The organism is Pseudomonas sp. GW821-FHT01E10, assembly GCF_059422365.1.
The window spans coordinates 102,312-124,458 of sequence record NZ_JBWKWT010000015.1 but is presented as its reverse complement, the minus strand read 5'-3'; the positions used below and the strand labels follow the sequence as shown (position 1 = coordinate 124,458).

Genomic DNA, 22,147 nt, shown 5'->3' with positions numbered 1-22,147 from the left:
AGATGATTCCGAATATCTACGGACTTCACGTAGAGACGCCCCGTCCCTATCGACGCTGACGTTTTCACACAGCCTGGGTCGAAAGTTTCCCCTCACCACTGACAGCTTTCGGCCAGAGGCTGATTGTTGAAATCGACTGAAATCGCCACTCAATGGTCAAGCCTATAAACTTGCGGATGACTCAAGGTGCGTATCACTTCCTGCCAGTCGCCGTAATTCGCTCACATCGGCGAACCACTCATGGGACTGAAGACTGTGGAATGCATCATATGCTCCATACCCCCAGGCGACCGCACCAAAGGCGATACCGGCAGTCGCTGCTGCTTCACCATCCGTAGGTTGGTCGCCGATGTAGATAACTTCCTCTTGCGCCACGTCGAATTTGCGCATGACACGGCGCAAGCGAGACGCTTTGCCGAAAATGGAGGCGCCGCACTCGAAGGCCCGGATATGTTGACAGCTGGAGCCCAAAATTTGCTTGATATTTTCTTGGGAGTTAGAAGATACCACCGCCAGAATCAGTCCTCTCTCGTCAAGATGGGCGAGGGTATTTGCAATGTTATTGAACAGTGGGATCGAGCTTCGATGTTTCTTCATCAAGCTCATGAAGGTTCGCGCCACCAGAGGCAACTTCCAGCGAGGCATTCCGATATGAGCCATGATCTCCCGAGCCCCCTGCTTGCGCAAACCGTCCAACTCTTGCGGGTGAATTCGACTGAATGCGTGTCTGTCAGCAACCTGGTTGAACACTGAAACAAAGAACGGAAAGGAATCAGCGAGCGTGCCGTCAAAGTCGAAAATGGCAAGCCGGTATGACATGTAAAAGCTCCTTCCTGTAGTGGTGGCAGCCGAGTCCAGGCGGCTGCTTGTGCTGGGCGATTGATTCACCCGATTGGTGGGAAAGGCGCATTATCCCTGCTCCGGAATCTGCCCGGAATGAGTAAGTGGCTTAACGCTGTTGCCGTATCTGACTACCTTCAAGGCTCGCCGAGCATATTCCGATGATTGCCAAGGCCAAAGTCGTTTTTCTCGCCACCCGCAATCACCTCAACCATCCGCTTCAGCACTCCTTCACGGCGATGCATGGGAGTAAACGTCCCATCGATGTGGGGCGGCATTCTATCGAACGACAAATCAGCGACAGGGATCGTCATCAATGCAATGCTGACCGAGCCGTTGTTCGCCGCGCTGCTGACGTTTGTGGTGCTCAATGAAGTACCGCGCGAAAGCCTGTACGCAGGGGCAGTACTGATCATCGTCGGCCTGTGTTTTTCCAATGAGCTGATCCGCTTGGGCAGCAAAGCATCCGTCCCTTCGACCGAGTGAGCTATTTTCGGATCCTGATTGCTTTAGCAATCAGTGGTTTTGAAGTGCTTTCAGGGCTTTGTCGTTTCTGGGGATGCGAGCGAGCAGCCCCTCTAAGCCCCAGCAATCTCCACTGAACCTACCGCGCCCCAACCACGTCCAGCCGAAGAAGGCTAGAGAACACGCGAGGCCACGCTGTGCATCAGTTCCGCGCACGGATGCACAGCGTATTTCTCACGCAGAAGAGACCGAGTCGTCTTCGTTTGTTTTCAGCTACCCGTTACCACACAGCAATATGGGAATCGGCCCGCGGCTCGGTGCCGCCGCACAACACACCGGTGTCCGGGTCGCGGATGATGATCTGCCCTCGGCCATAGTTGATCAGGTCGCAATCGACCTGAACCTTATGTCCGCGCCGGGCCAGCGAAGCGGCCAAGTCCCTCGACGCCCCCTGCTCGATGCCGACTTTCATGCCTCCCAGCCATTGCCATCGCGGTGCGTCCAGCGCAGCTTGAGGATTGAGACCAAAATCCACCAGGTTCATGACCATCTGCACATGGCCTTGGGGCTGCATGTAGCCACCCATGACGCCGAACGGTCCCACCGGCGCGTCACCTTTACTGATGAAGCCAGGAATGATGGTGTGGAAGGTCTTTTTGCCCGGTGCCAGGCAGTTGGCGTGGTCAGGGTCGAGACTGAATTCCTGCCCACGGTTCTGCAACGCGATGCCGCTGTCTGGCAGCACCACGCCAGAACCGAAGCCGTGGTAGTTACTCTGGATGAAGGACACCATATTGCCCTGCGCATCTGCCGTGGCCAGGTACACCGTACCGCTGGCGTGAGGATCGCCGGGATCAGGTTGCTGAGCCTGATCAACGATCTGTTCACGGCGTTGGCTGCTATAGGTGTCGCTGAGAAGATCAGCCACCGCCACACGCATGTGCAGCGGATCGGTGATGTAATGCAGGCCATCGCTGTAGGCCAGCTTCATGGCTTCCAATTGACGATGCCAGGTCTGCTGGCTGTCTCGGTGATCGAAGTCGAAACCCTGAAGGATTTTCAGGGTCATCAGGGCCACCAATCCTTGCCCGCTTGGAGGGATTTCCCACACATCGTAGCCGCGGTAATTGATGCTGATCGGGTCCACCCATTGAGCGCGATAGTCCTGCAGGTCGCTGGCTCGCAGGTAGCCGCCGGTGGCGCGGGAATGGGCATCCAGACGCTGAGCCAGAGCACCGCGATAGAGGCTTTCGCAAGCGCTGTCCGCCAGTTCTTCCAGCGTTCGGGCTTGCGCCGGGTTGCGGAATAATTCACCGGCCTTTGGCGCACGGCCATCAATCAGGAACGTGTCGAACCAGGCGTCTAGCACCGGGTCTCGATGGGGGCTGAATTCATCCAGAGCAGTCTGCCATTGTCGGGCGACCACCGGCGACACTGGGAAGCCCTCCCGGGCCAGACTGATCGCGGGCTGCAGCAACTCGGCAAAGGGCAGCTTGCCGAACCGTCTGGACAACTCCGCCCAGGCCGAAGGACAACCGGGCACCGTGACCGGCGTCCAGCCATAAAGGGGCATCCGCTCGTGACCACACGCCTTGACTGCATCGATCGTCAGTGCCGCCGGCGCTTGGCCGTTGCCGTTCAGTCCGTGCAATTGGCCTTTGCTCCAGACCAGAGCAAAGGCGTCGCCGCCCAAGCCGCAGCCGGTGGGTTCAACTACCGTTAGCGCCGCCGCTGTAGCGATCGCGGCATCAATGGCATTGCCGCCGTTGCGCATGATTTCGATGCCGGCCTCGGCGGCCAGTGGCTGTGAAGCCGCGACCATGCCACGGCGGGCAAACACACTCTGGCGTTGCGACGGATAGGGATATTCGTGGGCAGAAAATTTCAACATGGCAAAAGCTCTTCCAAACAAAGATTCAATGGCCGCAGGTATCCGGTTCCATTGCCGGGTAAAAAAACCTGACTGAGAAGGTCACAGCACGCGGCTGAGAAAGGCCCGAGTTCGCGGGTGTGTCGGTCGACTGAAGATCTGCTCCGGCGGACCCTGCTCAATCAGTTCGCCCTGATCGAGAACCACCACGCGATCAGCGACTTCCCGGGCAAAACCCATTTCATGGGTGACCACTACCATGGTCATGCCGTCATCGGCCAACTGCTTCATCACCTGCAGGACCTCGCCGACGGTTTCCGGATCCAGGGCGCTGGTGGGCTCGTCGAACAGCATGGCTTGAGGTTTCATCGCCAACGCCCGGGCGATTGCCACGCGCTGCTGCTGTCCACCGGACAACATCGACGGGTAATGCATGGCCTTGTCCGCCAGGCCGACCCGGGCGAGCAAGGCCCGGGCCTGTTCCAACGCTTCGGCGCGTGGCACGCCGAGCACCTGGATCGGTGCCTCAATGATGTTTTCCAGCGCGGTCATGTGGGGGAACAGATTGAAACGTTGAAAGACCATGCCGATGTCCCGACGCTGGCGAGCGATGTTGCGCTCGGAGTCGCGCACCAGGCTGCCGTCGGCGCGCTCGCGATACCCCATGGAGCGACCGTTGACGCGTATGCGCCCGCCTTGAATGTCCTCCAGCAGATTAATGCAGCGAATGAAGGTGGTCTTGCCTGAACCCGATGCACCGATCAACACCACCACTTCACCGCGCCGCACCTGCAAGGAAATCCCCTTGAGAATCTCCAGGTCGCCAAAAGACTTATGAATGTCCAGGGCCTCGATAATCAGTTCTTCACTTTTGTGCGCCATGCTTAACGCCCTCTCAGCAATTTGAGCGTGCCGCGGCCAAACATGCGACTGCCGGCCGCTGGCGGTGCGGGTCGATCGGACTGTCCGAAACGCGCTTCCAGCCAACGCTGGAAGAAGCCCCAGAGGGTGGTCAGCAGCAGGAAATAAATCGCCACCACCAGGTACAGTTCAAATACCCGGAATGTCGCCGACGTGACCATTTGCGTACTCAGCAGCAACTCCTGCACGCCAATCACGCTGACCAGCGTCGTATTCTTGAGCATCACGTTGAATTCGTTGCCCAACGGCGGAACGATGACCCGGAACGCCTGAGGCAAAACGATACGCCGCATCAGTTTGGCGAAGGTCATGCCCAGCGAACGCCCAGCCTCATACTGTCCCTTGTCGACAGCGCCGATCCCGGCACGAATGATCTCGGCCATGTAGGCACCTTCGTTCAGGCCCAGGGCGATGATCGCTGCCTGAATATTGCCCGGCACCACCAAACCAAACAGTTCCACGTCCTCGAAACGGAAGATGCCGCCGGCCGCCAATGCGGTATAGAGAAAAACGATTTGCACCAACAGCGGAGTGCCGCGCATCAACCACACATAGAACCGTACCGGCAGGTTGAGCAACGGGTTGCGCGACAGACGCATCAGCGCCGCTGCCAGCCCAAGCACGCAGCCCAACACCATTGCCAGCACACTGATCAGGCAGGTCAACCAGAGCCCAGTGAGGTACACCCCGCTGGGCTGCAAAAGGTATTGCCAGAACACATCCCAATTGAAATTCATCGAGCGCTCGCCTCAGTCGAGTGTGTCGCTGGAAACATGCCATTTGCTCAACAACTGCACATAACTGCCGTCACTGCGCATGTCACTGATGATCTGCTGTACTGCGGTGGTGAGCTGGGAATCATCCTTGCGGGTCCCTAAACCCGTGAGAATCCGGCTGAAGGCTGGCACCCCCTCCTCGAATAAATCAGGCGCCATTGCGGCGTAGTAACCTGCTGTTTCTACGGTGGTGCCGTAAGCGTCCACCTGACTGATACGCAGCGCCTGGAAGGCGTCAGTATCACTGTTGTAAACCACCAGTTTCATCGGTGTCTTGCCAGCCTTGGTGAGCTTTTCATTCTCGGCGTCCAACAAGGTTTTGATCGTGGAGCCATTGAGCACTGCCACCTTGTGCCCAGACAGTCCATCCAGGGTTTTGATGCCCTTGGGATTGCCTTTGGGAACGACCACTGACTGGCTGGAATACATGTAGTTGACGATGTCGATCACTTCCCGGCGTTCGGGCTTGTCGAACAGCTGATCAACGATCATGTCGCACTGCTGGGCGAGCAATGCCGGCAGCAACCCGGAGAATGGAATGACCCGCCATTGCACCGGTTTGTCTCCGAGCCGTTTGGCGATTTCCAGCCCCAGATCGACAGTCAGGCCCCTGGGTTTTTGCGCCTCATCGAAAGACACCAAGGGTGGCGAGTCCATGCCCGAGCAATACGTGAGTTTTTCGGCCTTTTGCAGTCGTTCCGGCACTTGGGGCGTGGCGAACGCCCACTGTGCGCAGAATCCCAGGGATACAGCAGCAAGCAACACACGGCGTTTATGCATGACCAGACACTCCAGTTGTTTAGTAACGGGGCAGTACTCAAAGTCAACACACGGTCGGGCTCGAGCCCGATTCTATTTTTCCGATTGCAGGAACTGAATCAGCGCCGGCACTGTGCCCTCGATGTGCTGACGCACCACCGACTCGGCCTGGTCGGCATCGCCTGAGCGAATGGCATCAAGGATCACCGCGTGTTCCTGGCGGGCACTCAAGGGCTTTTCACCGTGTTGCAGCCACAGGCGCATGGGCGCCTCGATCAGCGAGTACAGGGCCGAGATTTGCTTCATCAAACGCGGACGGCCGCTGAGGCTGCACAGGTATTCATGGAAAGCCCGATGACGGCTGACCCATTCCGCGCTTTCGTCGCGGTAGTCATCCATCTCGTCCAGCATGCGTTCCAGAGCCGCCAGCTGACGCTCACCGATCTTGGCTACGGCGACGCGGATGGCCAGGCCCTCGAGGGCACTGCGCATCTCGAAGACTTCGTGCAGTTCGTCGATGTTCAGGCCGCTGACTATCGCCCCGCGGTTAGGCCGCAAGGTCACCAGGCCTTGAGCATCGAGGCGTCGGAAGGCTTCGCGCACCGGCATGCGGCTCATGCCGATCTCAGTGGCGATGTCCTCGGCGATCAACCGGTCGCCTTTGCGGTAACGACCGCCACAGATCGCTTCCAGCAGAAAGTTGTAAGCCTCCTCCTCGGCAGTCAGGGGCTGACGCTCAATGTAAGCGGGAGCGAATTGCATAAAGTCACCTTTTGCAGTTTTGTATCCAATTATCCATGGATTCAAAACAGCAGAAACCGTGCCAGGCTGCGTAGCACTGCTTCAAGCGCTTAATTGGAAAGGATTTTCGACTCAAGAGACGCTGATCTATAGATCAGCGTGGTACTCACCGTGCGCTACGAAATGGCCCAGTGCGCCCCAAATGGGTGAAAAATGGTACCCAGGTAACAAATCATTTCGCCGAATGCCCCCAAAGCCCTTGGCGCGTTCTCTGAGTAATTGCACAGACTTGCCCACCCATTTACATTCGGCCTGACCAGTCATTTGCAACGGATTTGACCAGCACGTTTCGCGGACATGACCGGCAGAGAATGGCCCAAAGCTGACCCCTCAGGATTTCGTACTCTCAGACCCCGCCCGCGAATTTGCACACCACTGACGACATATTGGTACGTCTGGAGAGGGGCATGACCACCACGCAAAAACTGACTCAAACAATGCTATGTGCATTGTCAGATCAACCAAAGGTTATGGTTTGTCATGAAATGAAAAAGCGCTGTCGCCAAATGAAAGGCTGGCGCGCGCCCCGTCTATAAACTCCTCCTCAAGCCTGCGCAGCAAGCCCAGGGCTCTCACGGGTGCGAAACACCTATGGAGAAATCCACGCATTTCCCACGAATGGAGAAGAGACAATGAGTGAGCGGTCGATCAAGCCACGGCTGATCGATACATCCTACGATTACCTGCTTCAACGTTGAATCTGGATAATTAAGAGTTTTAAAAAACTAATTCCATTAGTAAGCGCTTAATGCCCAACCTACAAATATATTACTGAAAACCCACGACCTACTGTGCACTCACCCTAATAGAACTCACACTTAAAAATACGCCCCTAGAACTACATTGCGGAAGACAAAAATAAGTAATGTTTTTGCGATTTGTTTTTTGTTGCATTCATGAATTTTATAATCAGAAACCATGACAAAACTTGCAGAGACATCACTTCAACACCCTCAATGCTGGAAGCTCGATATAAATAATCGAATCTTATTCGACGACGCCATTCAAATACACTTAACAAATATTGAGGGCATCATTGTAAAAAACATGCTCCTCAAGGAGGAACGCGTAATCAGTAGAGCAGAGCTAATTAGTAGTATTGGGAGAGATCCTGAGCTCTATCGCGGCCTGGAGATGAGTTTGAGTAGACTGCAAATAAAATTCAAGAAAAACGCAGGAGGACGGCATCTCTTTCGCGCAGTCAGAAATCGCGGCTACTGCCTCACTCAAGCCATACATATTAATGGGGAGCCGTCTCGGGAATTTACGTGAGGTAAGCGGCAATACACCCCTCGCATGGTCATATGGCTGATGATGACTAACGAACTTATGAATTTAGGGGTGGCCGTGGGCGCAGCATTCAAGATGAGTGAGTTCACTTTTTACGATTGACTTTGCGCTTTGATACTGGTGTAGCGGCGTTAAAAAACTGTCGCATAACTTCTAAGTTATGCGACGACTCACTCGGGCTTGACAGTAAAGGCTTTGTGATATCTCGTGACTCTGTCGCAGGTTCTCAATTATCTGCGACATGAAATGTGATAGATGTGACATTGAGAATGTTGGAATGTTAATCCGATATGCTCGTCCCCCACTCCCGGCAAAAATCTGGAGCCGCAGCAAGGCCTGCTGGCGAGTTTGTATCTGTCACGGTTGACCGGAAATGGCCGTTTTCAGCCGGCCGCGACCGACTGAAAACGCCCTATAGCAACCACTCGCAGTGGTGCGACAAATGTCCTGCGAGCTGTAATACCTTACTGCTCCGCCTGCCCTTGCAGATGTCGGTACCCAGCCGCCTGAATGAAATCGGCCAAATGCCAAATCGCTCCGTTGGCTGCCCAGAAGCCATCTCTGACTTCATCAAGGATGATCGAAGTCATGATGATCCGCTGGTCGTCCGCTGCTTGCGACCGGGTTACTGCTTGATGCAAACGCTGCACATAGTCGCTTCGCATGGCCTCATTCAGCACACCGCCGGGGACCTTAACCTGCACAATGCAGGGGATGGCTTGAGCGCTGATATCCACTGCGCCGCATGTCCAGGAGCCAGAAGCCACTTCGTCAATGAGAGTCCAGCACAGGCCCCGTTGACGTGGATCGTCGCCGATTTGCTCGACCGCGATGGCCACTTTCGTAATCTCTTCGCACAGCAGTGCCCGTTGTTCGCAAGTAAAAGAACCTTGAGGCACCTTGATCAGGATATTTGGCATACGGGTTAACGCTCGATGAAATGGAAGCGTTATTAAGTCAGCCCTCGACCACTGCAACCAGCGACCGATTTGACATCTTTCGTGCATAATCAGCCAATGAATGACTTCACGATTCTGGTAGTTCCTGGCGCCTTTTCCTCCAGTGTCGCACTGACTCTGGATATCCTTTCAACGGCGGCCGTACTCGCCCAGCGACTGGGCTCCGCTGTACCTCGCTGGCAAGTCTGTGGGGTGAACACGGATTGCGTGACGCTCGGCCACGGTATGCAGATTGCGGTTCAGCCCTTGGCTATCAACCCTGATGACCGCTCTTGCTGGATCATCCCCGGCATCGGAGTGGCTGACGCCCCCATGATCGAGCACCGATTACAACAGGCGGATATCGCTCTGCTGGTTCCGGCATTACGCGCGCATGTGCAGGCCGGGGGTAACGTAGCCGCATCATGTTCTGCGGTATTCGTGCTAAAAGCTGCAAACCTGCTCGCTGGGCGCTGTGTAACCACTTCTTGGTGGATGGCACCCTTACTCCAGCTGTGGGCGCCGGAGTGCCAGGTAGATGCCGAGCGCATGGTAATCCTCGATCCGCCGTTGATTACTGCGGGTGCAGCGCTAGGTCATAGCGATCTGATGTTGCATCTTCTGCGAAGCCATTTCTCCCCAGCTTTGGCAGATGGCGTTGCTCGGGCGCTACTGATCGATGGTCGGCAACTGCAATCGCCTTTTATGGTTCCGGCAATGATGGCTCAGGGGAACGAATTGATCGCACAATTGACGGCTCATATTGAAGCCTCGCTACCGGCGATTATCAGCGTCAGCACACTCGCATCCGACTTTGGTCTGTCAGAGCGGACCTTGTCTCGACACATCCACAAGGCCACCGGATATAGCCCGTTGCGGCTGATCCAGCGTGTCCAGGCCAATAAAGCCCGGGAACTGCTGGCAAACAGTAAATACTCAATCGACACCATTGCCGAACAAGTTGGATACAGAGATCCCACATCCCTGCGGCGACTGATGAAAAAAATGCTGAACGCAACACCTCGGCAACTGCGTTAACTGCTGCGACGATTTTTTTAATTCAATTATCCGATTTGGCGTGCGACTCAGGCAGTTCAATATTGGCCGTTTGCTGCCAGTCGCGAAGGGCTGCAATTGGCCGTTACTTGCCTGTCACGACCGCAGCCGACTGCTGCTTGATGCGAAGAGCCACCCGAGCTTGTATTAATCGGAGATTGTTCATTATCGATGTGCCCGCGCGAGGCCGACTGACTCACCGGCATTGCCCCACAAGCCCTAAAACCTGAAATGGCATTTAAATTTCTGTGCCTGCCTCTCATCTCTAAAATCATCGATTCTTTGAAATCACACCACCCATGTATTCATTTAAATCGCGTAGATCTTTAATCCTCCAAGCGTACGGCGATAGCTTTACACCATTCTCTCGCAACGTTCTTGGAATCAAGTCTCCATTTGGACGAAGTATTATCGATGATACAATTACGCCCGGATAATCATTTAATCGCTTTTTGAAAGCAGATGTTGTTAGATCAGGCGTAGGAGGATTGCTTTTATTAGCCAATGGTCCTGTTGCTTTAAGATCTACTCCGTGGCACATGCTGCATCGCTGTAAATAGAGATTTTTTCCATTAACATTATCCGCGAAGGATAGTGATGCTTGAATTAGCGATGCAATTCCTAGCGAAGCGATGAATAACACTTTCATTGTTTCTATCTTCCTTGATGGGATCAGCGCCGACTGGAGGCAATTTGGTGCGCAGGAAAGATATCAGCCATCGTGTCCGCACGCACCGTCATTTCTGATGCCCATTGAATCAACTCGTTTTCCAGGCGCATCCCGCTGACCGCTTATGGCCGTTCTCTGCCGTACATGGTTGCAAAGCATGCTGCTCGAATCCGATGCAATCGGTAGTCAGAACGAATGCAAATGACTGGTCAGGTCGAATGATCATTCGCAACCACCATAAAATAACTCGGTCCCATCGCGATCCACAGAACCTTGCAGAGGTATTTCGCAAAGCCGATTGGGTCGACGTCTCCCGTGGTGCGGTTACTTTTGGACTCTCACGACAGAAGCGACGTGAGATATTCTCGGCCTTTCCTGATGCAGGATTTCACATTCGCTTAGTTCAGCTTTCGCTCAAACGACTGCTAACGAACCCACTGAGCCCACTGCCAATGATGCGGCTCTGAATTTAGTGAGCCCACCCAGGCTGTGGTGATCACAACGCTACCGGACTTGTGGTCGTTGCACGGCGCGCATTGCTTCCAGACATTGAGCGCTTTGGGGAGGACCGCCCATACGGGAACACCCATACCACATGATTATAGGAATACCGATTTGCAAGAGTATGGGAGCGCCCGTAATACTTCGCGGATGGAATTTAAAGAAAGACTCAAAATCGCCCGTCGCCATGCCGGTCTAAACCAGACCGAGCTTGCCGAGCGCGCCGGCCTCACGCAGACATCAATTTCCGACCTTGAGCGCGGCAAATCGAAGGCGACAGCCTTTGCTGCTCAGATTGCTTCGGCCTGTGGTGTCTCCCCTATGTGGCTCGCTGAAGGCAGTGGCGACATGCTCAAAGGTGTTGCAGTAACCGCTGAGCGCACTCAACCAAACGTGGCAATGTCAGACATTGAGACATGGGATGACGAAACCCCGCTCGATGACGACGAGGTTTACGTGCCATTTCTCCAGGAAGTGGAGTTAGCAGCGGGCTCCGGCCGATTCGCGATTGCCGAAAGCACCAGCGCCAGGCTGCGCTTCTTCAAGAAAGACCTTCGCCACAACAACGTTCAGTTCAGCAACGCGAAGTGCGTCGCGGTGAGCGGCAACAGCATGCTGCCGGTGCTGCGCGACGGCGCCACGGTTGGCGTGAACGTTGGCAAGAACACATTGAGCGATATCGTCGACGGCGAGATGTACGCGATCAACCACCACGGCCAGCTAAGGGTCAAACAGGTGTACCGCACGCCCACCGGAATTCGCCTGCGAAGCTTCAACCGAGACGAACATCCGGACGAGGACTACACGTTCCAGCAAATCCAGGAGCAGCAGATTTCAATTCTGGGGCATGTGTTCTGGTGGGCGATGTATTCGCGTTGAAGGGCTGAGTTGGCTCCAACGGTTGCAGCCTTGGCAGAACACACGCTCTGCTGGACGCCACTCCTCAATGCCTGGACGAGCTTGAGGCGTTCGTCGTACTGCGCGTGGCTGCACTCCCAAGAAGAATTTCAGCGCATCCAATCTCACCAAATACAGACCCCCTCTCCATAGGAATGTGGGAGCGGCTGAATTATGGGAATGCCCATTGACATAAATTACGGGAATACCTATATTTCAATTCAAGCCAACGCATCACTGGCCCAGCAGCACCAAACGTAAGGCTCAACTGAGCAAAGGGTGACATCAAATGAAATAGGGAAATGACCATGACCGTAGACATCAGCAACTACACAATCGCTACACCGCTTCCAATCTCCGACACCAACCCGATCGCGCTTGAATTGATCGGTTGGCGGGCACTGCTTGAATGCCCGGAAGTTGTTTCGATGCTTCCAGATGGCTCGCTGCAAATGACGGCGCCGACGCTCGGTGCTTCGAGCAAGAGCACCCTGCGGACGCGCTGCGAGTGGAAAGAGCCGGGCTATTGGTTGTTCGCCAGCGCTGCTGACCACTGGAACCGACAAGAAATGCGAGTCACGAAGGTCAACTCGCTGCAGAAGGTTGTGATCAGCCAGATTCATGTTCAGGGTTCGGAAAGGCCACCTGTAAAAGTGTTTTGGAACAAAGGCCGAATCACGATGGGATTTCGGTCGAGCTATCTCCAGGAAGACCCGGTGAACACGACGATTCTGGAAGACGTGCCACTCGGTGCACTTTTCAAAATCAACATTCACGCCAATTCGAGCGGCGCTGTATCCGTCTCGGCGAGCTGTAATGGCGTCAAATCCACCTCTGCAATCATGCGCCTCGACAACACCTGGGACACGAAAACTCTCGCCTTCCACGGCGGTGTGTACAACCAGATCGATTACTCCGACACCACTGACCCGCAAGACGGTTCGGTCTGCATCATCAGCGACCTTTCCATCACCCACCTCTGAAATCGCGCATTTCGTGCGAGCAAGACAACCAGCGTCACGTCAGCCTGACGATAACTGCCCGCCCCTCTCATTGAGAGCGCATCGGAGTGTGATCTGTAGCAAAGCAGGCACCTGACCGGTAATCAGGCCAGCCACTGAGTACGCCGGGCAGAGACCGGCGCAGGCAGAGCCAGAGGTGACGACCTCGCGCAGATCACCCCCGCTGCGCACGGCACGGATGAGCGCAGCCGAGTGGCTTTTGATCAGTTCACGACCTGAATGCACCACTGGAAAAGCGATTCTCGGTTGAGGCAGATATCCGAGCGCAATGCTCAACACGTCTCGAACTAAACAGACCACAAGAAGACTTCCCGGATGGGTCAATCATCCCGACCTTGAAACCGCAAACGGTATTGCCCCGGGCTCTCCCCCGTCCATTTTTTGAAGGCGCGGTGAAACGCACTCGGCTCCTGAAACCCCAACTGTTCGGCAATATCACTGATGTTCGCCTTACTCTGGCGCAACCGTTCAAACGCCACCCCGCGCCGCACTTCATCCTTGATTTCCTGATACGAACAGCCCTCACGTCCCAGTTTCCGGCGAAAGGTACTGGGGCTCAGGTGCTGTTCCAGGGCGAAGTCCTGCAAGGTCGGCCATTCGCTGTAATGGCTATGGCGCAGGCGCTGATGAACCTGCGATGCCAGCCCATGCTGGTTGCGGAAGCGGATCACCAGCCATTGCGGTGCGGTGCGCAAAAACACTTTCAGCGAGGCAAGGTCCTGAACCACCGGCAGCCGCAAGTAGTGACTGGCGAACTCGATTTCGGTGTGTTCGGTACCAAAGGTCAGGTTGGGCCCCCAGAGCAAGGCGTCATCACGCAGCGACAAACGCTGATGACGAAAGTCCGCACGATCGATGGGAATTCGCCGCCCGCCCAGCCAACACAGCAGACTGATCATCAACACCAGAAACGTTTCTTCGCCCAGCCGGCTGACCTCGCTGTTCTGCGAGCGGGTCTGCAAGCTGATGACCGCACGCTTGCCACGCACACTCAACATGCCGCGAAAATCACGCAGGAACAACGCGAAATTGGCCAGGCACTGACGCATGGCTTTTTCCAGCGTCGGCTCCTGAATCAATGCCCGACAGATCAAGGCAAAACTGCCCGGCGGCATACCATGGGAGTCCAACTGGAAAAATTCATCGTTCAACTCACGAATCTGCGCCAGCCACAACGCGGCGAAAGCCGTGGCCGGCACCCGTGCTGTCGGCTGATCCATCAGTGCCGGATCAATTCCCACCTGTTCAAGAAGTGACCGCAGACGCTGCGGCTTCTCACGCAACGCATGGATCATGGGATACATGAAGTAAACCGCCACCGAATCCGTTTCCCGCATTTGAATGCCTCTCTCGTTACATCTGAACATGGCAAAAAACGCCATCACCCTTGAACAGTTTTGGCATAGGCCAGCGGCGCTGCTGATTCTAGACTCGTGCTCAACAAAAAAGACCTGTTCAAGAGAGCCAACATGAACCATTCCGATATTTTTGTAGTGAGCGCCGTCCGTTCTGCCATCGGCAGCTTTGGCGGTTCACTCAAGGATGTACCGCCTATTCAGTTGGCAACCGATGTTTGCCGCGCCGCTATCGAACGATCTGGCCTGGCGCCCGAGCATATCGGCCACGCGGTGATGGGACATGTGATCCCGACCGAGGCACGCGATGCCTACATCTCCCGGGTCGTAGCGATGAATGCCGGCCTGACGAAAGAGACTCCCGCCTTCAACGTCAACCGTCTTTGCGGTTCGGGTTTGCAGGCGATTGTCAGTGCCGCGCAAAGTTTGATGCTGGGGGATGCGGGCGCTGCGCTGGCAGGTGGCGTCGAGTCCATGAGCCGCGGCGCGTACCTGTTGCCGCAGGCGCGCTGGGGCGCACGAATGGGCGACATGCAGGCCGTCGACTACATGCTTGGCGCACTGCAAGACCCGTTTGCCGGTTTCCATATGGGGATCACCGCTGAAAATATCGCCGGGCACTATGGCATCACGCGTCAGGCCCAGGATGAGTTGGCGCTTCTCAGCCAACAGCGTGCTGCCCGGGCGATTGCCGAGGGGCGTTTTTCCGGGCAGATCGTGCCGATCGAAGTCGCGACCCGCAAAGGGACGGTTTCCTTTGCGACGGATGAGCATGTACGGGCTGAGGTCAACGTCGAGCAATTGAGCCGCATGAAACCGGCGTTCAAAAAGGACGGCACCGTCACCGCCGGCAACGCGTCTGGTCTCAATGATGGTGCCGGCGCACTGATCATGGCCACCGGTCAAACTGTTCAGGAACAGGGTCTCAAGCCCATGGCTCGACTGGTGGGTTATGCCCACGCAGGCGTTGAGCCCTCAATGATGGGGCTGGGACCGATTCCCGCCACCCGTTTGGTGCTCAAGCGCGCCGGCCTGACCGTTGCCGATCTTGACGTGATCGAGTCCAACGAAGCCTTCGCCGCCCAGGCCTGTGCCGTAGCGCAAGAGCTGGGCTTCGATCCGCAGAAGGTCAACCCCAACGGTTCGGGCATCTCGCTGGGCCATCCGGTGGGCGCCACTGGCGCGATCATCGCCACCAAAGCCATTCATGAACTGCACCGCTGTCAGGGCCGTTATGCCCTGGCGACCATGTGCATCGGTGGCGGCCAAGGCATCGCCGTGTTGTTCGAACGGGTTTGATCACAAGGACATACGCATGAACCTACAGAACATTGGCGTTATCGGCGCCGGCACCATGGGCAATGGCATCGCGCAAGTCTGCGCCCTGGCCGGCTTCAACGTGACCTTGATCGACATTTCCGAGAGCGCTCTGCAAAAGGCAATCGCGACCGTCGATAAAAACCTTGATCGGCAGGTCGCCAAGGACGCGCTGACGCAGGAGCAAAAGCTCGCCGCCCTCGACAAGATTCGCACCAGTACCGATTACAACAGCCTGCAAAGCGTACAACTGGTGATCGAAGCCGCCACCGAAAACCTCGATCTGAAACTGCGCGTGTTGCAACAGATCGCCGCGCAGGTCAGCGCCGAGTGCGTGATCGCCTCCAACACGTCATCGCTGTCCATTACCCAACTGGCGGCCAGCGTGAGCCGGCCTGAACGCTTCATCGGGCTGCACTTTTTCAACCCGGTGCCGGTGATGGGCCTGATCGAAGTGATTCGTGGCCTGCAAACCAGCGATGCCACCCACGCCCTGGCGCTGGACATGGCAAAAACCCTCGGCAAGACCGCGATCACCGCGGGCAACCGTCCGGGCTTCGTGGTCAACCGGATTCTGGTGCCGATGATCAACGAAGCGATCCTGGTGTTTCAGGAAGGCCTGGCCAGCGCCGAATACATCGACGCCGGCATGCGCCTGGGTTGCAACCAGCCGATCGGGCCACTGGCTCTGGCGGATCTGATCGGTCTGGACACGGTACTGGCCATTCTTGAAGCGTTTTACAACGGCTTCAATGACAGCAAATATCGCCCTGCACCGCTACTCAAGGAAATGGTCGCCGCCGGTTACCTGGGGCGTAAAACGGGACGTGGCTTCCATGCCTATGCCTGAGCGTTGCTCACGGTTTGCCGAGTACCGGGGCAAGGTGCTGGAGCTGTTTGCCAGCAAGGGTTTCGGTCAGGTCGGCATGCGTGAGCTGGCGACAAGCTTGGGGCTCACTCCAGGCTCGTTGTATCACCATTACCCCAGCAAACAGCACTTGCTGCTCGACTTGATCGAGGAGTTCTACGAAGAGCTGTTGGCAACCTTGGGGCGCCTTGAACAACAGGCGCCGGCAAAACGCGACAGGCTCAACAGCCTGATCCGCGCCCACCAGAATCTGCACCAGGAAATGCCCTGGCATTTTCGACTGGCGGAGCGCGACAGTGGCTGCCTCAACGAGGAGCAGCAGGAACAGGTTCGCCACTTGCGCGAGCAATACGAACGCAAATTGCTGCTGATGCTGGGAGCCAAACCCCGCGTGAACGAACCGGCGCAACGGGCCGCGGGTCGAGCCATTGCAGCCTTGCTCAATAGCGCGCCCAGTTGGCTGATGCAACATTCGCTGGATGAACAAGAGCGCGATAATTTGATGGAAAACATGGTGAGTGGCGCCATCGAGCGATTATTGGCGCCAAAGACGCGTAATTGGGCGACGACTGCCAACGCGGGCGACAGTACGAAGCCGCCAACTACGAAATAACAAACCTGAGCGGCGCTTCCTCGAACTGCGTCGTCAGCAGATTCCGTACGACAAAGCCCCGATTATTCGGGGCTTTGTCATTTCTGGGGATACCTGCTGGTTGAGCCGGCAGACGTCGGAACAGTCGAAGGCTGCGGTCTTTTGACCTTCCAGCGCCCTTTGTTTACTGGGTGACCACAATCTTCCCGATCATCTGCGGGTGCAGCGCACAAAAATACTCGAACTCTCCCGGTGTATTGAACACCCAGGAAAAACTGTCATTCGTATCCAGCGCCCCCGAGCGAAACACCTTGTGGGTTTCTGCCACCGTGTGCGGAATCTGGTCGTCATTCACCCACGTCACTTTGGTGCCCACGGCCACGGTCAAATCCTTGGGTGCAAACATGAACTCCTTGATATCGATCTTCACCTCCTGAGCCCACGCCGGCATCGACAGCATCAGGCACACCACCGCCAACAGTCGCGTTTTCATCTGACCGCCCTCCCCTAGACCAGTGTCGAATCAATCAGCGCCAGCGGATGATCGCCCTGTGTCGCTCGCACATCGGTGATCCCCAGGTAATTGCGCAATTGATCGGCGGCCACCGTCATCGGCCCCGGTGCCGGCGCCGCACCCGGTGCAGGTTGTGGGTAAGCCGTGCCACGGGCGGTGTGGAAGGTGATGTTGCCTTCGACCTTCTGGATGACTTGATGGATGTGGCCGTTCAATACCGTCACTGAACCGTACTTGCGCAGCATCGCAATCGCTTGATCACCATCCTCGGTGCCCCAGCCCCACGGCTGATAAATCGTCCACAGCGGAATGTGGGTAAACACGACGATGGGTGTACTGGTCGTCACCGCCCGCAAATCATCGGCCAGCCAGGCCAGTTGATCGGCGCCAAGGGTGGCTTCGTGACCGGCCTGGAAGTTGAAGACGTTTACCAGTGCGATGAAATGCACGCCGTGGTCATCGAAGCTGTACCAGCCATTGCCTTTGGTGCCCTTGCCGTATCGCTCCAGGTAAAGCTTGCCGCCGCCCTCATCGAGGGTGTCGTGTTCACCCGGCACGTAATGCACGGTGGACGGCAGCCCCTTGAGCAACTGTGCCGCAGTGTCGAACTCCTCAGGCTTGGACAGGTGCGTGATGTCGCCGGTATGCAGAATCAGCGACGGTGGTTTTGGCAGCTTGATGACCTTGTCGATCGCCACCTGCAATGTCTTTGCCGGCTCCGGGTTGGCTTCCTTGTTGAAGCCGATGTGCGAGTCGCTGATCTGCACGAAGTGAAACGTGCTGGCCAGTGCCTTGGGGTCGGCGACGTTGCCTGCCTCATCCAGCGCAAAGGCCCGGGGAATGCCGCCGCTCAGGGCCCAGATAACCCCTGCCCCGGCCCACGCCGAGCACTTGAGCAGCGTTCGGCGGTCAGGGTTCAGCAAGTCGTCGGTGCGCAATGGGTGTTTTGATTGAATGTCCATCGGTATGTCCTCGCTGGCGGACTACAGTGATGTAGCTGACACGAGGTAAACCTTGCGGGATGAGTGTTTATTCCGTGCTGGAAAACAAATTCTTTTCAGGGAATAAAAGACCACGCACCACGGTTATAGGGGTGTGACAGTGCGGAAGCCACTATGAAGCGATTTGAGGACCTGATTGCGCCCCATCTGGACGCCGCTTACAACCTCGCGCGCTGGCTCACTGGCAACGACGCCGCCGCACGCGATGTCGTGCAGGAAAGTGCCCTGCGCGCCTTCAGGTTTTTGCAGCGTTTCGCCGATGGCAACGCCAAGGCCTGGTTTCTGACCATCGTGCGCAATGAAAGCTACACCTGGCTCAAAGCCTCGGCCGGGCGCCATTGGGTTGCTTTCGATGACGACATCGGCGATGACGAAGGCGCACTGAGCCACAGCCAGACCCCGGAATTGCTGGCTATTCACACGGAAAACGCGGCGCTGATCCAGCAAGCGCTGTGCGCCCTGCCGCCAGTGTTTCGTGAGGTGATTGTGCTGAAAGAACTCGAAGACATGCCTTACAAGGACATCGCTTTGGTGGTCGATATCCCCATCGGCACCGTCATGTCGAGACTGGCCCGGGGGCGCGCGATGCTCAAGCTCGAACTACTGAAGTTGCACGATCATGAATGAACTCGACTGCACGGTTTGCCAGACACGGCTGCATGGTTATCTGGATCACGAACTCGATCCTGCGACGGCTGCGGATGTAGCTGCGCATCTGGCCGCATGCCCCGAGTGCGCGCGGCTGCATGATGAAGTGAAACTGCTGAAGGTCAGTGTGAAGCGCCAGGCGCCGTATTACCCGGCGCCGGCATCGTTAGCGGCCAGCGTGTTTGCCACAGGTACTCCCGCGACTCGCGCCGTCGAGCGCTGGCAGAAATGGTTCGCACCGACGTTTTCCGCGGCGGCGCTGGCCTTGGCGGCAGTGCTTTATGTGATGACGCCGGGCAGCGAGCAACCTCTGATGGACGAGGCTGTCTCCAGCCATGTCCGCTCGTTGATGGGCGAGCATCTGAACGATGTGGTGTCCTCCGACCGCCACACCGTGAAGCCCTGGTTCACCGGCAAACTCGACTTCTCGCCGCCGGTGTTCGATTACTCGGCGCAGGGATTTCCATTACTGGGTGGGCGGCTGGATTATCTGCAACACCAGACCACGGCAGCGCTGAGTTATGGGAGAGCCAAGCACATCATCAATGTGTTTATCCTGCCCGTGCCGGAGGCAGACAAGCCGCGGCAGACCCAGACGATTCGTGGCTTTAACGTGGTGTCCTGGCAAGCCAACCACATGCGTTTCGTGCTGGTTTCCGATGTGGAAAAAAGTGAACTGGAGGCGTTCAGCCAGTTGCTCAGGGACGGTGCCTGAAGGGGGCACGGTTTCGCGTGCGCCGTCATTCTCTCTGTCGAGAACAATCAAAAATGGGTGCTCGCCCAACCAAGGCCTAGCACTCCGTGCCTGGTAAAGAGCCGAAGCTGGGTGAGCGGTGAGAACTCTATCCAGAGTTGCGCCCAGTGTCCCGAACACAATTCTGAATAAACCTGAACAGCCCGCCGGTGAACGGCGGGCCAGGAATCTTCATGTTCGAAGAACTGCAAGTCCCAAGAGCCTGGTTTTGCCAGGGTGGTGTTACAGCCGGGCGAATCTAATCCGAAGTCAGCGGCTGCCTGGAGCGACTCGGCGCGATGGCCGACTTCTCCCCGGTGTCGCGATGCAACAAGGCAACGTTGTAGTCATAGCGGGATATCAACGGCACCGGCTCGTCATTGCGGGACATCTTGAGCCATTGTCTTGTGCGCTCGATGTCAAAGGATTCGTTCCTGCCCTTCATGCTTTTAATCAGGTTGGCCGAGACCCTGAAGCGTCCACATCCAGCCGAGCATGCAACTTCTGACCAGTCTTCAGCCACATGAACAGTGTTAGAGACAGCGTGACAAATTAAGCACTTCATGTTCGATCTCCGTATCCATGAATTACCAACTGTAGACGATCCACGAACAAAGAACTCAGCGCCCAAAAAAACCGGGGCAGTCCATCGCGCCACCCAGTGACAGCCTGGCCAGGTGACCTGTCAAAGGGGCGATAAGTGAAGAGCCCGGCCGCAATGGCCGGGCTCCGTTTTATCTTCTGTTTTCAAGCATCTTGTCGGCGAGCGCTTTGGCTCTTTGGATCAGCATGTTTTGCCTGTCTTCGTGGGTGGTTTCTCCTACCACCGGTGCCGTCAGATGGCTTTCGGCAATCAGCGCAGCACAGAAATATTGGTCCCAAACAGTGCTTTGCTCCGACGCCTGTCTAATCGTTTGGTCGGCGATCATATGCGGCTCCTTTTGATGAGGTAGCCTTTTCAGTTTACGCCTGAATCACCAACAACCTACGTTGTGCAGGACAGTCGGCACTGCCAATCGCTGGCGACAAATCGTTTCCTCGACTAGGATCTTTATCGCACAGGACTTCGCCCACTGTGTTGTCGGGCGACTCACAAGGGAGAGATAGATGACGCCTACTCGTATTACCGAGCAAACCTATCGTGGCTGGTCCAGCCCCATCTTGCTTGAACTCAAGGAGAGAGAACATCAACTGGATCCTTCGGCACGCCAGGCCCTGCGAAATGTCCTGGTCGAGAGAAGGCTTATAAACACTGGCAATCCTTCTGGCAGTGATCGGCGCAAGGCTGATCCGGCCGGGTAACAACAGGTTTTAGCAATAGCGCTTACCCACCTCATCACCGACGCTGCTGGCGCTTTGCCGGCAGCGTGCTTGTAAGTCATCCCCAAATGCCAGGCAAAAAAAAGCCCAGGCAGCTGATGGACGCCTGGGCTTTAAAAATGCATAAACCGTGGTGGTGAACGCGGGGCAATATTACCCAATCAATTGATCTGTAACAAGATATTTTGACTCACCATCCAGTTACTAAATCTCGCAATCCATTAAATATCCACACTATTTTTGAGTCATCTACTGAAGAAACCGTTACAGACAATCCCGGACAGCCTTGCGCAGCGTTCCTGACTTGGCCCATGGCGGCCCTTGGTAAAGCGATACCCGGCTGCCATCCTTGGACTTCACGATATCCAGAATTTCGTCAGCTGTGATGACGCTCGGTGCAGTAATCCGATAGCCATTGGAAATCGCAGTTTGCGTCGTTCCAGCAATCTCCTGGCGCCACAATGGCAATACACACCCGGCATATTCCTTGGGCGCCTTATCGCTGTATTTGCTGACATTAGGCTCACCGGGCACCAGGGATGCGGGCAATGAACAGCCCGCCAACGCAGCCAACGCTACTCCCGCTATCAACATCCGCATGATGCTTCTCTATCCTGAAAAACGGGAAATGTAGCCTGTACTTGCGCAGACATCCAGCAAACGCTGGGGCTACGCCGCTATAAAGCAGCTTTTTATACAAAGGCTTCTTATACAGAGGCTTCGCCCTGCCCCGGATCGACCCCCGAGCCGGAATCGGTATACGAACTCGCATTCAGATACTTCATCCACCGCTCGTAGGCTTCATGCTGCCATTTCGTGACCCGTTCCCATTCCGGCCCACTGAGCTGATGAGCTGAAATCAACTTCATCATTTCCGTTGTGGCCGCATCCAGGTCCGCGATCAGTTCATGCGCATGGTGTCTGAAATCATCAGTCGCCGTCATTTGAGATACCTCGCCCCAGCGAATAGATCACTACCTCCATACGACAGCA

The 22,147-nt window shown here is 56.1% G+C and carries 24 protein-coding genes and 1 pseudogene; 10 read left to right on the top strand and 15 right to left on the bottom strand.

Annotated features, from left to right (window positions below; all coding sequences use genetic code 11):
• Positions 1-162: 162 nt before the first annotated feature.
• Complete coding sequence (locus AC07V0_RS23015) at positions 163-819, bottom strand: HAD hydrolase-like protein (RefSeq protein ID WP_018930324.1); 657 nt, start codon at positions 817-819, stop codon at positions 163-165.
• A 345-nt stretch (positions 820-1,164) separates the two neighbouring features.
• On the opposite strand from AC07V0_RS23015, the pseudogene AC07V0_RS23010 reads away from it, so the two are divergent.
• A pseudogene (locus AC07V0_RS23010) lies at positions 1,165-1,326 on the top strand (DMT family transporter); the annotation flags it as partial.
• Positions 1,327-1,585: 259 nt separating this feature from the next.
• Here AC07V0_RS23010 and AC07V0_RS23005 read toward each other — a convergent pair.
• The 6 genes from AC07V0_RS23005 to AC07V0_RS22980 all read right to left on the bottom strand — a co-directional run bounded on the left by AC07V0_RS23005 (position 1,586) and on the right by AC07V0_RS22980 (position 8,642).
• Positions 1,586-3,196 (bottom strand): gamma-glutamyltransferase family protein, encoded by a 1,611-nt coding sequence (locus AC07V0_RS23005; RefSeq protein WP_064617068.1) that lies wholly within the window; start codon positions 3,194-3,196, stop codon positions 1,586-1,588.
• 81 nt (positions 3,197-3,277) lie between these two features.
• A complete protein-coding gene (locus tag AC07V0_RS23000; RefSeq protein ID WP_018930320.1) occupies positions 3,278-4,057 on the bottom strand; it encodes an amino acid ABC transporter ATP-binding protein in 780 nt (259 codons plus the stop codon).
• A gap of 2 nt (positions 4,058-4,059) precedes the next feature.
• Positions 4,060-4,833 (bottom strand): amino acid ABC transporter permease, encoded by a 774-nt coding sequence (locus tag AC07V0_RS22995; protein ID WP_086946256.1) that lies wholly within the window; start codon positions 4,831-4,833, stop codon positions 4,060-4,062.
• A gap of 12 nt (positions 4,834-4,845) precedes the next feature.
• Complete coding sequence (locus AC07V0_RS22990; RefSeq protein WP_457327506.1) at positions 4,846-5,652, bottom strand: ABC transporter substrate-binding protein; 807 nt, start codon at positions 5,650-5,652, stop codon at positions 4,846-4,848.
• Positions 5,653-5,724: 72 nt separating this feature from the next.
• Complete coding sequence (locus AC07V0_RS22985; RefSeq protein ID WP_018930317.1) at positions 5,725-6,393, bottom strand: GntR family transcriptional regulator; 669 nt, start codon at positions 6,391-6,393, stop codon at positions 5,725-5,727.
• A gap of 1,793 nt (positions 6,394-8,186) precedes the next feature.
• Positions 8,187-8,642: a tautomerase family protein gene (locus AC07V0_RS22980; protein WP_064617066.1), complete on the bottom strand. Its 456-nt coding sequence runs from the start codon at positions 8,640-8,642 to the stop codon at positions 8,187-8,189.
• Positions 8,643-8,738: 96 nt separating this feature from the next.
• On the opposite strand from AC07V0_RS22980, the gene AC07V0_RS22975 reads away from it, so the two are divergent.
• A complete protein-coding gene (locus AC07V0_RS22975) occupies positions 8,739-9,698 on the top strand; it encodes a GlxA family transcriptional regulator (RefSeq protein WP_495019942.1) in 960 nt (319 codons plus the stop codon).
• Between the two features lie 289 nt (positions 9,699-9,987).
• Here AC07V0_RS22975 and AC07V0_RS22970 read toward each other — a convergent pair whose 3' ends face one another.
• Positions 9,988-10,365 carry a c-type cytochrome gene (locus tag AC07V0_RS22970; RefSeq protein ID WP_081626537.1) on the bottom strand — a complete coding sequence of 126 codons (378 nt, stop codon included), beginning with the start codon at positions 10,363-10,365 and terminating at the stop codon, positions 9,988-9,990.
• A gap of 672 nt (positions 10,366-11,037) precedes the next feature.
• Here AC07V0_RS22970 and AC07V0_RS22965 point away from each other — a divergent pair.
• Together AC07V0_RS22965 and AC07V0_RS22960 are read left to right on the top strand one after the other, a co-directional pair.
• Positions 11,038-11,766, top strand: a complete 729-nt coding sequence (locus tag AC07V0_RS22965; protein WP_457327004.1) for an XRE family transcriptional regulator — start codon at positions 11,038-11,040, stop codon at positions 11,764-11,766.
• A 326-nt stretch (positions 11,767-12,092) separates the two neighbouring features.
• Positions 12,093-12,767: a polysaccharide lyase family 7 protein gene (locus AC07V0_RS22960; RefSeq protein ID WP_026286569.1), complete on the top strand. Its 675-nt coding sequence runs from the start codon at positions 12,093-12,095 to the stop codon at positions 12,765-12,767.
• Between the two features lie 359 nt (positions 12,768-13,126).
• Here the strand turns inward: AC07V0_RS22960 and AC07V0_RS22955 are convergent, their stop codons facing one another.
• The gene (locus tag AC07V0_RS22955; RefSeq protein WP_064617061.1) at positions 13,127-14,143 is read right to left on the bottom strand and encodes an AraC family transcriptional regulator; all 1,017 of its coding nucleotides are present in this window, start codon (positions 14,141-14,143) and stop codon (positions 13,127-13,129) included.
• Positions 14,144-14,275: 132 nt separating this feature from the next.
• On the opposite strand from AC07V0_RS22955, the gene AC07V0_RS22950 reads away from it, so the two are divergent.
• From AC07V0_RS22950 to AC07V0_RS22940, 3 genes are read left to right on the top strand one after another with little or no spacing between them, the layout of a single operon-like run.
• A complete protein-coding gene (locus AC07V0_RS22950) occupies positions 14,276-15,460 on the top strand; it encodes an acetyl-CoA C-acyltransferase family protein (protein ID WP_495019941.1) in 1,185 nt (394 codons plus the stop codon).
• Positions 15,461-15,476: 16 nt separating this feature from the next.
• Positions 15,477-16,328: a 3-hydroxybutyryl-CoA dehydrogenase gene (locus tag AC07V0_RS22945; RefSeq protein ID WP_495019940.1), complete on the top strand. Its 852-nt coding sequence runs from the start codon at positions 15,477-15,479 to the stop codon at positions 16,326-16,328.
• On the top strand, positions 16,315-16,959 hold the full coding sequence (locus AC07V0_RS22940) for a TetR/AcrR family transcriptional regulator (protein ID WP_457327002.1): 645 nt from the start codon (positions 16,315-16,317) through the stop codon (positions 16,957-16,959). Before AC07V0_RS22945 ends, AC07V0_RS22940 begins: the two co-directional genes overlap by 14 nt.
• A gap of 163 nt (positions 16,960-17,122) precedes the next feature.
• Here the strand turns inward: AC07V0_RS22940 and AC07V0_RS22935 are convergent, their stop codons facing one another.
• Both AC07V0_RS22935 and AC07V0_RS22930 read right to left on the bottom strand, forming a co-directional pair.
• Positions 17,123-17,431 carry a cupredoxin domain-containing protein gene (locus tag AC07V0_RS22935; protein WP_007941931.1) on the bottom strand — a complete coding sequence of 103 codons (309 nt, stop codon included), beginning with the start codon at positions 17,429-17,431 and terminating at the stop codon, positions 17,123-17,125.
• A 14-nt stretch (positions 17,432-17,445) separates the two neighbouring features.
• Positions 17,446-18,414 (bottom strand): metallophosphoesterase family protein, encoded by a 969-nt coding sequence (locus tag AC07V0_RS22930; RefSeq protein WP_018927975.1) that lies wholly within the window; start codon positions 18,412-18,414, stop codon positions 17,446-17,448.
• Between the two features lie 153 nt (positions 18,415-18,567).
• On the opposite strand from AC07V0_RS22930, the gene AC07V0_RS22925 reads away from it, so the two are divergent.
• Positions 18,568-19,080, top strand: a complete 513-nt coding sequence (locus AC07V0_RS22925) for a sigma-70 family RNA polymerase sigma factor (RefSeq protein ID WP_007941935.1) — start codon at positions 18,568-18,570, stop codon at positions 19,078-19,080.
• Entirely contained in the window at positions 19,073-19,816 is a 744-nt protein-coding gene (locus AC07V0_RS22920) for an anti-sigma factor family protein (protein WP_064617055.1), read from the top strand. The genes AC07V0_RS22925 and AC07V0_RS22920 overlap by 8 nt, the downstream gene beginning before the upstream one ends.
• Before the next feature lie 277 nt (positions 19,817-20,093).
• Here AC07V0_RS22920 and AC07V0_RS22915 read toward each other — a convergent pair whose 3' ends face one another.
• Both AC07V0_RS22915 and AC07V0_RS22910 read right to left on the bottom strand, forming a co-directional pair.
• Positions 20,094-20,279 carry a hypothetical protein gene (locus AC07V0_RS22915; protein ID WP_169342478.1) on the bottom strand — a complete coding sequence of 62 codons (186 nt, stop codon included), beginning with the start codon at positions 20,277-20,279 and terminating at the stop codon, positions 20,094-20,096.
• Between the two features lie 289 nt (positions 20,280-20,568).
• Entirely contained in the window at positions 20,569-20,763 is a 195-nt protein-coding gene (locus tag AC07V0_RS22910; protein WP_018927982.1) for a hypothetical protein, read from the bottom strand.
• A gap of 178 nt (positions 20,764-20,941) precedes the next feature.
• Here AC07V0_RS22910 and AC07V0_RS22905 point away from each other — a divergent pair, with 178 nt between their 5' ends.
• Positions 20,942-21,136: a hypothetical protein gene (locus AC07V0_RS22905; protein WP_081625797.1), complete on the top strand. Its 195-nt coding sequence runs from the start codon at positions 20,942-20,944 to the stop codon at positions 21,134-21,136.
• Positions 21,137-21,418: 282 nt separating this feature from the next.
• Here the strand turns inward: AC07V0_RS22905 and AC07V0_RS22900 are convergent, their stop codons facing one another.
• Positions 21,419-21,754 (bottom strand): hypothetical protein, encoded by a 336-nt coding sequence (locus AC07V0_RS22900; RefSeq protein WP_064617054.1) that lies wholly within the window; start codon positions 21,752-21,754, stop codon positions 21,419-21,421.
• 107 nt (positions 21,755-21,861) lie between these two features.
• A complete protein-coding gene (locus AC07V0_RS22895; RefSeq protein WP_018927984.1) occupies positions 21,862-22,098 on the bottom strand; it encodes a hypothetical protein in 237 nt (78 codons plus the stop codon).
• Between the last annotated feature and the right edge of the window lie 49 nt (positions 22,099-22,147).

Excerpts from the sequence above, each read along its gene's own strand:
- AC07V0_RS23015 (WP_018930324.1), bottom strand. The coding sequence starts at position 819 with ATGTCATACCGGCTTGCCATTTTCGACTTTGACGGCACGCTCGCTGAT.
- AC07V0_RS23005 (WP_064617068.1), bottom strand. The coding sequence starts at position 3,196 with ATGTTGAAATTTTCTGCCCACGAATATCCCTATCCGTCGCAACGCCAG.
- AC07V0_RS23000 (WP_018930320.1), bottom strand. The coding sequence starts at position 4,057 with ATGGCGCACAAAAGTGAAGAACTGATTATCGAGGCCCTGGACATTCAT.
- AC07V0_RS22995 (WP_086946256.1), bottom strand. The coding sequence starts at position 4,833 with ATGAATTTCAATTGGGATGTGTTCTGGCAATACCTTTTGCAGCCCAGC.
- AC07V0_RS22990 (WP_457327506.1), bottom strand. The coding sequence starts at position 5,652 with ATGCATAAACGCCGTGTGTTGCTTGCTGCTGTATCCCTGGGATTCTGC.
- AC07V0_RS22985 (WP_018930317.1), bottom strand. The coding sequence starts at position 6,393 with ATGCAATTCGCTCCCGCTTACATTGAGCGTCAGCCCCTGACTGCCGAG.
- AC07V0_RS22980 (WP_064617066.1), bottom strand. The coding sequence starts at position 8,642 with ATGCCAAATATCCTGATCAAGGTGCCTCAAGGTTCTTTTACTTGCGAA.
- AC07V0_RS22975 (WP_495019942.1), top strand. The coding sequence starts at position 8,739 with ATGAATGACTTCACGATTCTGGTAGTTCCTGGCGCCTTTTCCTCCAGT.
- AC07V0_RS22970 (WP_081626537.1), bottom strand. The coding sequence starts at position 10,365 with ATGAAAGTGTTATTCATCGCTTCGCTAGGAATTGCATCGCTAATTCAA.
- AC07V0_RS22965 (WP_457327004.1), top strand. The coding sequence starts at position 11,038 with ATGGAATTTAAAGAAAGACTCAAAATCGCCCGTCGCCATGCCGGTCTA.
- AC07V0_RS22960 (WP_026286569.1), top strand. The coding sequence starts at position 12,093 with ATGACCGTAGACATCAGCAACTACACAATCGCTACACCGCTTCCAATC.
- AC07V0_RS22955 (WP_064617061.1), bottom strand. The coding sequence starts at position 14,143 with ATGCGGGAAACGGATTCGGTGGCGGTTTACTTCATGTATCCCATGATC.
- AC07V0_RS22950 (WP_495019941.1), top strand. The coding sequence starts at position 14,276 with ATGAACCATTCCGATATTTTTGTAGTGAGCGCCGTCCGTTCTGCCATC.
- AC07V0_RS22945 (WP_495019940.1), top strand. The coding sequence starts at position 15,477 with ATGAACCTACAGAACATTGGCGTTATCGGCGCCGGCACCATGGGCAAT.
- AC07V0_RS22940 (WP_457327002.1), top strand. The coding sequence starts at position 16,315 with ATGCCTATGCCTGAGCGTTGCTCACGGTTTGCCGAGTACCGGGGCAAG.
- AC07V0_RS22935 (WP_007941931.1), bottom strand. The coding sequence starts at position 17,431 with ATGAAAACGCGACTGTTGGCGGTGGTGTGCCTGATGCTGTCGATGCCG.
- AC07V0_RS22930 (WP_018927975.1), bottom strand. The coding sequence starts at position 18,414 with ATGGACATTCAATCAAAACACCCATTGCGCACCGACGACTTGCTGAAC.
- AC07V0_RS22925 (WP_007941935.1), top strand. The coding sequence starts at position 18,568 with ATGAAGCGATTTGAGGACCTGATTGCGCCCCATCTGGACGCCGCTTAC.
- AC07V0_RS22920 (WP_064617055.1), top strand. The coding sequence starts at position 19,073 with ATGAATGAACTCGACTGCACGGTTTGCCAGACACGGCTGCATGGTTAT.
- AC07V0_RS22915 (WP_169342478.1), bottom strand. The coding sequence starts at position 20,279 with ATGAAGGGCAGGAACGAATCCTTTGACATCGAGCGCACAAGACAATGG.
- AC07V0_RS22910 (WP_018927982.1), bottom strand. The coding sequence starts at position 20,763 with ATGATCGCCGACCAAACGATTAGACAGGCGTCGGAGCAAAGCACTGTT.
- AC07V0_RS22905 (WP_081625797.1), top strand. The coding sequence starts at position 20,942 with ATGACGCCTACTCGTATTACCGAGCAAACCTATCGTGGCTGGTCCAGC.
- AC07V0_RS22900 (WP_064617054.1), bottom strand. The coding sequence starts at position 21,754 with ATGCGGATGTTGATAGCGGGAGTAGCGTTGGCTGCGTTGGCGGGCTGT.
- AC07V0_RS22895 (WP_018927984.1), bottom strand. The coding sequence starts at position 22,098 with ATGACGGCGACTGATGATTTCAGACACCATGCGCATGAACTGATCGCG.